Origin of the sequence: Flavobacterium sp. (genome assembly GCF_044348915.1) — a bacterium.
Classification (GTDB): domain Bacteria; phylum Bacteroidota; class Bacteroidia; order Flavobacteriales; family Flavobacteriaceae; genus Flavobacterium.
On record NZ_JBIKRX010000112.1, the window covers coordinates 1 to 7,872 of the forward strand.

At 34.7% G+C, this 7,872-nt stretch carries 8 protein-coding genes; 2 read left to right on the forward strand and 6 right to left on the reverse strand.

Translation table 11 applies throughout. The annotated features are described in order from the left end of the window. From dnaB to ACIQ1E_RS13135, 6 genes are all read right to left on the reverse strand, one after another. On the reverse strand, positions 1 to 1,406 hold a 1,406-nt coding region (dnaB, locus tag ACIQ1E_RS13110), incomplete at its 3' end, for a replicative DNA helicase (protein ID WP_396171763.1). Between the two features lie 141 nt (positions 1,407 to 1,547). Then, positions 1,548 to 2,501, reverse strand: coding sequence for an acetyl-CoA carboxylase carboxyltransferase subunit alpha (locus ACIQ1E_RS13115; protein WP_396171764.1), 954 nt, complete (start codon positions 2,499 to 2,501; stop codon positions 1,548 to 1,550). Between the two features lie 116 nt (positions 2,502 to 2,617). Beyond that, positions 2,618 to 3,502: a DMT family transporter gene (locus ACIQ1E_RS13120; protein WP_396171765.1), complete on the reverse strand. Its 885-nt coding sequence runs from the start codon at positions 3,500 to 3,502 to the stop codon at positions 2,618 to 2,620. Then, positions 3,489 to 4,577: an LptF/LptG family permease gene (locus tag ACIQ1E_RS13125; protein ID WP_396171766.1), complete on the reverse strand. Its 1,089-nt coding sequence runs from the start codon at positions 4,575 to 4,577 to the stop codon at positions 3,489 to 3,491. The genes ACIQ1E_RS13120 and ACIQ1E_RS13125 overlap by 14 nt, the downstream gene beginning before the upstream one ends. 84 nt (positions 4,578 to 4,661) lie before the next feature. Further along, positions 4,662 to 5,792, reverse strand: coding sequence for a tRNA guanosine(34) transglycosylase Tgt (gene tgt, locus ACIQ1E_RS13130; protein ID WP_396171767.1), 1,131 nt, complete (start codon positions 5,790 to 5,792; stop codon positions 4,662 to 4,664). Positions 5,793 to 5,936: 144 nt separating this feature from the next. Next, positions 5,937 to 6,338 carry an excinuclease ABC subunit B gene (locus ACIQ1E_RS13135; protein WP_396171768.1) on the reverse strand — a complete coding sequence of 134 codons (402 nt, stop codon included), beginning with the start codon at positions 6,336 to 6,338 and terminating at the stop codon, positions 5,937 to 5,939. A gap of 56 nt (positions 6,339 to 6,394) precedes the next feature. Between ACIQ1E_RS13135 and ACIQ1E_RS13140 the strand changes: the two genes are divergently transcribed. Next, entirely contained in the window at positions 6,395 to 7,234 is an 840-nt protein-coding gene (locus ACIQ1E_RS13140) for an alpha/beta hydrolase (protein WP_396171769.1), read from the forward strand. 10 nt (positions 7,235 to 7,244) lie between these two features. After that, positions 7,245 to 7,872, forward strand: a 628-nt coding sequence (locus tag ACIQ1E_RS13145) for a M14 family zinc carboxypeptidase (RefSeq protein ID WP_396171770.1), incomplete at its 3' end; no start/stop codon positions are given.

Consider the following 7,872-nt stretch of genomic DNA (forward strand, 5'->3'; position numbering starts at 1 on the left):
TACTCTTCAAGGTTATCAAATTTACCTAGATTTCCAACAAACTTCAACCTTACATTTTCAAGCGAACCATTACGGTGTTTGGCGATGATAAACTCCGCTTGGCCTGCTGATGGCGACTGCTCATCATCGTCCCATTCTTCAATTTTATAATATTCGGGTCTGTAAATAAAAGATACAATATCGGCATCTTGCTCAATTGCACCAGATTCTCGAAGGTCTGACAATAAAGGTCTTTTGCTCGATCCACGCGTTTCTACAGCACGCGACAACTGGGACAAAGCTATCACAGGAATATTCAATTCCTTCGCCAAAGCTTTTAAATTTCGAGAAATTGTTGAAATCTCTTGCTCTCTATTTCCGCCACCTTTTCCGTTTCCTCCAGCGGTCATCAATTGCAAGTAATCGACAATGATGATTTTAATTCCGTGTTGAGAAGCCAAACGTCTGGCTTTTGCCCGCAAATCAAAAATAGAAAGTGAAGGCGAATCATCAATATATAAAGGTGCTTTTTCTAAATCTTTGACTTTGACACTCAATTGCTCCCATTCGAATTTTTCCAATTTACCTGTTCTTAGTTTCTCAGACGACAAACCTGTTTCCGAAGAAATCAACCTTGTTATCAGCTGTACTGAGGACATCTCTAATGAAAAGAGAGCTACTGGATGACCAAAATCGATTGCAATATTACGAGCCATCGATAATACGAAAGCCGTTTTACCCATACCTGGACGAGCAGCAATAATAATTAAATCACTTGGTTGCCAACCTGAGGTAATCGCATCCAATTTTGTAAAACCGGTTTCAACACCGCTCAATCCTTTTTGGTTTGCAATTTCTTCAATTCTCTTTTTGGCCTGCAAAACCAAACTTTGAGCTGTTTCCGAGCTTCGTTTTATATTTCCTTGAGTTACCTCATAAAGTTTAGACTCCGCTTTATCTAACAAATCGAAAACATCCGTGGTTTCATCATAAGACTCTTCGATAATATCTGAAGAAATACGTATTAAACTGCGCTGAATGAACTTCTGAAGAATGATTCGTGAGTGGAATTCGATGTGGGCAGAAGAGGAAATTTTTTGTGTAAGCTGAATTAAGTACAAATCGCCTCCAGCAAGGTCTAATTTTGCATTTTTTCGCAACTGAGCCGAAACTGTTAATAAGTCAATAGGTTGAGTATCTGTAAACAGCTGAACAATAGCCTCAAAGATATATTTATGCCCTTCTTTATAAAAAGCATCAGGCTGCAAAATATCGATTACTTCATCTACTCCTTTTTTGTCAATCATCATCGCACCAAGCACTGCTTCTTCTAGGTCGATAACTTGTGGTGGCAACTTGCCTTTTTCAAGGTTAATTATGGTAGTCTTGTCTATGCGTATTGGGTTAATATTTTTAATGTTTTCCATAGAACGAAAGTAATCAAAATTAGAAAAAAAAGCCAACTGAGTTATTACAAAAAAATGTTGATAAACAATTTTTTTTTGTTAACAAGTCAAAAAAAATCCGAAACGATAAGGCTTCGGATTTAATATTTATTTTGTAAGATTTTATTCTTTAAACTCACCCATCTTACTGTATTTATCCATCCTTTGGGCGACTAATTCTTCTGTTGATAAGTCTTTCAATTCATTGAATCCTTTCAAGATATATTGCTCTACTGTTGCGAAAGCAGTTTCTCTATCGAAATGAGCTCCTCCTAATGGTTCAGGAATAATATCATCGACTAATTTCTGCTTTTTCATATCCGACGAAGTCAATTTCAAAGCCTCAGCTGCTTGTTCTTTATAATCCCAACTTTTCCATAAAATAGAAGAACAGGATTCCGGAGAAATAACCGAGTACCAAGTATTTTCCATCATAAACACTCTATCCCCAACACCTATTCCTAATGCTCCACCTGAAGCTCCTTCACCCACAATGACAACGATAATAGGCACTTTCAATCGAATCATTTCGAAAATGTTTCTAGCAATTGCCTCTCCCTGTCCACGTTCTTCAGCTTCAATACCGGGAAAAGCACCTGGAGTATCTACAAAAGACACAACTGGTATTCCAAATTTTTCTGCCATTTTCATCAATCTCAAAGCTTTTCTATAACCTTCAGGATTTGACATTCCAAAATTTCTATATTGACGAGTTTTAGTGTTGTACCCTTTTTGTTGGCCAATAATCATAAAAGATTGTCCACCAATTTTACCTAAGCCACCAATCATTGCTTTGTCATCTTTGAAACCTCTATCGCCGTGAAGCTCTAAGAAAGTATCTCCACATAACGCTTTTACGTGATCTAATGTGTAGGGTCTGTTAGGGTGTCTTGACAATTGTACTCTTTGCCAAGCAGTTAGATTTTTATATATCTTTTTCTTAGTTTCTTCGAGTTTTTTGTTGATCTGCTTGCAAGTATTTGAGACATCAACATCTGATTCTTGCCCAATAATTTGACATTTATCCAACTGGTCTTCAAGCTCTTTTATTGGAAGTTCAAAATCTAAATATTCCATAGGTTTTATTCGTTTATGCGGTGATTTGAAATGCAAATATAAAATTTAAAATTATCAAAAACGTAAATTCAGCATCTAATTACTAACAAATTGATAGTTAAACTCTTTGATAAATATTATTTTTTCTTGGAAAGATAATGCTTTAGAATTCCGTTCAAGATTACGGTAACAACAATTAAAACCGCACCAATATAGAATTCAACGCTCATTTTTTCTTTTCCTCCTATGATAAAAAAAGCCAAAACAATTCCGTAAACTGGCTCCAAACTAGTTGTTAGCATTACTGTATACGGCGATAGAATTCGCATCACTTTTAATGAAGCTGTAAAAGCATAGGCCGTACAAACAGACGATAATATAAGAAGATACATCCAGTCATTTGCAGATAAAATAAAGAAATCAACATTGAATTTATTTTTGATTAAAAAGTAAATCGAAATAAAAAAAACTCCTGCCAAAAATTCATAAAATGTAATCACTGAAGGCTCGTGTTTCTCGATCAATTTTCCATTCATAAGTGTAAACAACACTCCAATGATAATTGAAAAAAACGCATATAAAATCCCTGTGAAGTAATGAATTTCAACTTGCAATATCAGACCAAGCGCAGTTATAATTATGAGCCCAAACAAAACCTCATACCAAAGTACTTTTCTTCCATAAAAAACGGGTTCCAAAATAGAGGTTATAAAAGCACCTAATGAAAAAACTGCCAAAGTAATTGAGACGTTGGATACATGAATCGCTTCGAAAAAAAATATCCAATGCACGGCAATCATCAATCCAACAAAAATTAATTTAAAAAATTCTTTGATTGGAATCTTGAAAGAACCTTTTTTGAAAAGGATAAAAAGAAATAGAAAAGCAGCTGCCAAAATCATTCTATACCAAACCAAGGCATCGGCATGAATTGAAATCAATGCTCCTAAAATTGCTGTAAAACCCCAAATAAATACTATTAGATGAAGATTTAAATAGCTTTTTAAACTACTCTTTTGCATTACGTAATAAAATAATTGCCAAAATACCGAAGATCATATTCGGAAACCAGACTGCTAAAAAAGGTGGAAAGCTTGATTTTTCGGCCAAGGTCCCGAAAATCTTATCAAAAAACACAAATGAAAACGCAACAGCAATTCCAATTGCAAGACTCAAACCCATTCCCCCACGTCGTTTCATCGATGAAACGGAAACAGCAATTATAGTCAGAATGAATGCCGATACCGGAATACTGTATTTTTTATACAAAACAACCAAATAAACATTGACATTTGATGATCCACGCTTTCTCTCTTTCTCGATAAATCGGTTTAATTTACCCAAATTTAATGTTTCGGCAATGTAAACGACAGGCGTTAAATCCTCTAAATCGAAACTGAATTTAGCATCCTTTTTGTCTGCTTTTTCAAGTTTATCATCCAAGCCTCCAACGGTTCTTTTGACGTAATCATACATTGTATAATTTTTGGTCTTCGGATTCCATTGTATCCTTGAAGCAGCAATTTTATAGGCTAACTTATCTTTAGTAAATTTTTCATATGTGAAATTATAGGCAGTTTTTGAGGCTACGTCAAAACTATTAACATATATAAATTCATCATTACTAATTTGTCTAAACACGTCGGTGCTTTCTCCTCTCATTGCCTCTTTACCGCCACCTTTTAGATAGGTATACCTAAAATTATTGAACCCCTCACTAGATTTTGGAACGATAAAAAAGCCCATAAGTAGAATAATTACAGAAACTATCGAAGCTCCAATAATAAAAGGCCTTAAAAACCGGGTAAAAGAAATCCCAGAACTTAGGATAGCAATAATTTCGGTGTCATTGGCTAATTTTGATGTAAACCAAATTACCGATAAAAATAAAAATATTGGAAATAACAAATTGGTGAAATAAATCGTAAAATGATAATAATAAATCAAAATTTCCGTCAACGGAATTTTGTTCTCTATCATTTTATTAATTTTTTCCGAAACATCAATTACAATACCTATAGGTGCAAACAACCCTAACATCACCGCAAAGGTGGTCAAGTATTTTCTTAGGATGTATTTGTCTATTATTGTTAGCATTTTTTTGTTTAAGGTTTAAGAGTTAAAGGTTTAAAATTGTTGGGGTGTAAACAACTTTAAACTTTAAACATTTTTAAACAATTTTTACAATCTCTGGCTCATATTACGGACCATCATCTCTTTCCAAGTTCTAAAATCTCCTACTAAGATATGTTTTCTAGCTTCACGAACCAACCACATATAGAATCCGAGGTTGTGTATCGTAGCAATTTGTTTTCCAAGGTATTCATTGGCAGCAAACAAGTGACGCAAATAGGCTTTAGTGTACTCTGTATCTACAAAAGTATGCCTCATTTCGTCAACTGGGGAAAAATCATCTTCCCATTTCTTATTTTTGATATTGATGGTGCCGTTTGCGGTGAACAACATTCCGTTTCGGGCATTTCGAGTTGGCATCACACAATCGAACATATCAATTCCCAAGGCGATATTCTCCAAAATATTAATTGGAGTTCCAACACCCATCAAATAGCGCGGTTTGTCTTCAGGAAGGATTTCACAAACCACTTCGGTCATTGCATACATTTCTTCGGCAGGCTCACCTACCGACAGTCCTCCGATGGCGTTTCCTTGTTGTCCAGAATTGGCAATATATTCAGCAGATTGACGACGTAAATCTTTATAAGTACTTCCTTGAACTATTGGAAAAAATGTTTGGTCATAACCATATTTTGTTGGCACTTTTTCCAAATGATTGATGCAACGATCTAGCCAACGGTGCGTCATGCGCATCGAACGTTGTGCATAGCGATAATCGCAAGGATAAGGCGTACATTCATCAAAAGCCATAATAATATCAGCGCCGATAGTACGTTGAATTTCCATTACATTTTCAGGGGTAAAAACGTGATACGAACCATCGATATGCGATTTGAATTTCACGCCTTCTTCCTTAATTTTTCGGTTGGCAGAAAGCGAATACACTTGATAACCTCCAGAATCGGTCAAAATATTACGATCCCAATTCATAAATTTGTGCAAACCACCCGCTTTTTCCAATATTTCGGTTTGTGGACGTAGATACAAATGGTAAGTATTTCCAAGAATAATATCAGGATTAATTTCTTCTTTGAGCTCCCGCTGATGCACTCCTTTTACCGAAGCAACAGTGCCCACAGGCATAAAAATTGGGGTTTCAATAACGCCGTGATCGGTAGTGATACTTCCTGCTCTGGCTTTGGTATGTGGATCTTTTTGTAATAAATCAAACTTCATATAACTTTTTTCAGTTGGCAAAGATAATTTATTTAAGATTTAGTCCCGACACTTCGAGTTAGGATTTAAGATTTTATTTAACACTAGACTTTTGAATATTGCAATTTGCATCAATATCATTAAGTTTTCAGGTTGAAAATCAAATTAATTGTGCTGTTCTTTGAAAATATCCAATAAAACATCGGCTTCAATAATCGGGCTTGGTTTCGATTTCATCATTTTGAGGATACGATTCGTAACTATTGGATTCAGTCCCATATTGATTCCTATTTGTATAATAGCGATTTCTTCTTTTGAATGTATCACACCATCGGAATACATTAGTAAAGCCAATCGATAAAACTGATGGAAGCGCTCAAACTCAGATTTTATTACTATTGGAGGCAATTCTTGGTGAAACAAATCTTCTAAGACAGCATTACTTATATTCAATTCCTTAGCCACAATTGTTAAAAAAGCATATTCATTTTTATGCAATTTGCCGTCAATTGTCGCAAATGCTATCATTTCTAAAAGTAAACTTATTTTTTCTTCGTTTGTTTGCATCAAATTATTATTTTTAGCTAAAATATTGTTTTTAATCCAAAACACAAAACTTTACAATGAAGCAACGATTATTGATGTCAATCCTATTTATTTGTTTTTCAACAGTTACAACTTCTGCACAGCAGCCCAACCCGACGAGCGAAGACAAGAACCACAACACGGCTTCAAAACAAGTTTCTGCTTTTAGTATTGAAGCGCCTCAGCTCAATACCACCAAGAAAATATGGATTTATTTACCAAAAGATTACGATGCTTCTAAAAAGAAATATCCTGTGATTTATATGCAGGATGCGCAAAATCTTTTTGATACCAAGACTTCCTATGTAGGAGAATGGAATGTAGACGAAAAACTAGACAGCCTACATGCTCCCGTTATTGTGGTTGGAATTGAACACGGAAACGAAAAACGAATGGAGGAATTAACTCCTTATAAAAATGCAAAATATGGAGGTGGAAATGCCGATAATTATCTTGATTTCATTGTAAAAACATTGAAACCAGCAATTGACTTCAAATACAGAACAAAGACTAATGCAAAAAACACAGGTATTATGGGAAGTTCCCTTGGCGGCTTGGTTTCCTATTATGCGCTTCTGAAATATCCAGATGTTTTTGGTAAAGCAGGAGTTTTTTCGCCCTCGTTTTGGTTCAACCGCAACGAAATAATTGAATTAACAGAGAAAACTCCAAAGCTTAAAACCAAAATATATTTCCTTTGTGGTGATAATGAAGGTGATGCAGATATGGTTTTAGACCTGAACAAAATCGATGCTTTGATTTCAAAAAAAAGGTGTGAATGCAAAAATTTGACTCAAAAAAAGATTGTCAAAGGTGGTCAACACAACGAAAAATTATGGAGGGATGGATTTTCCGATGCTTATATTTGGTTATTTTAAAAAGTAATAAATGAAAAATAAAATCTACATCCTATTGAGTTTTCTTTGCGTAAGCTTGATTGTCGAAGCTCAAAACTTTAAAAACAATTGCAAAACAGATTTGCTATGGGAAAACTATGATTCTTATATAGATAAAACTATCACAAACCGTTTTATAAAACACAAAGATGTAGTTGAATTAATTGAAAAACATACTAAAAAGGGAATTTTCAAAAATGAAATTTTAGGCAATTCGGTAGAAGGACGCAGCATCAACCATTTGTCTATTGGAAAAGGAAAAATCAAAGTGATGCTTTGGTCACAAATGCACGGTGACGAGTCAACTGCTACAATGGCTCTATTTGATATTTTTAATTTCCTGGATGCAAAAGATGATAACGATGCCTTTAGAAAATATCTATTAGACCATTTGGAAATACATTTCATCCCGATGCTCAATCCCGATGGAGCCGAAGTCTGGAAAAGAAGAAATTCTTTTGGCATTGACATCAATCGTGACGCGTTGGCATTGGTGACTCCAGAAGCCAATATTTTAAAAACCATTTGTAAAAAAGTAAAACCTGATTTCGGTTATAATTTACATGATCAAAGTAGTTTATATTCTATTGGACACACTAAAGAACCAGCAGCAATTTCGT

What these genes read in the sequence shown, in the direction of transcription:
- ACIQ1E_RS13115 (WP_396171764.1), bottom strand. Translation starts at nt 2,501, where the DNA reads ATGGAATATTTAGATTTTGAACTTCCAATAAAAGAGCTTGAAGACCAG.
- ACIQ1E_RS13120 (WP_396171765.1), bottom strand. Translation starts at nt 3,502, where the DNA reads ATGCAAAAGAGTAGTTTAAAAAGCTATTTAAATCTTCATCTAATAGTA.
- ACIQ1E_RS13125 (WP_396171766.1), bottom strand. Translation starts at nt 4,577, where the DNA reads ATGCTAACAATAATAGACAAATACATCCTAAGAAAATACTTGACCACC.
- tgt (WP_396171767.1), bottom strand. Translation starts at nt 5,792, where the DNA reads ATGAAGTTTGATTTATTACAAAAAGATCCACATACCAAAGCCAGAGCA.
- ACIQ1E_RS13135 (WP_396171768.1), bottom strand. Translation starts at nt 6,338, where the DNA reads ATGCAAACAAACGAAGAAAAAATAAGTTTACTTTTAGAAATGATAGCA.
- ACIQ1E_RS13140 (WP_396171769.1), top strand. Translation starts at nt 6,395, where the DNA reads ATGAAGCAACGATTATTGATGTCAATCCTATTTATTTGTTTTTCAACA.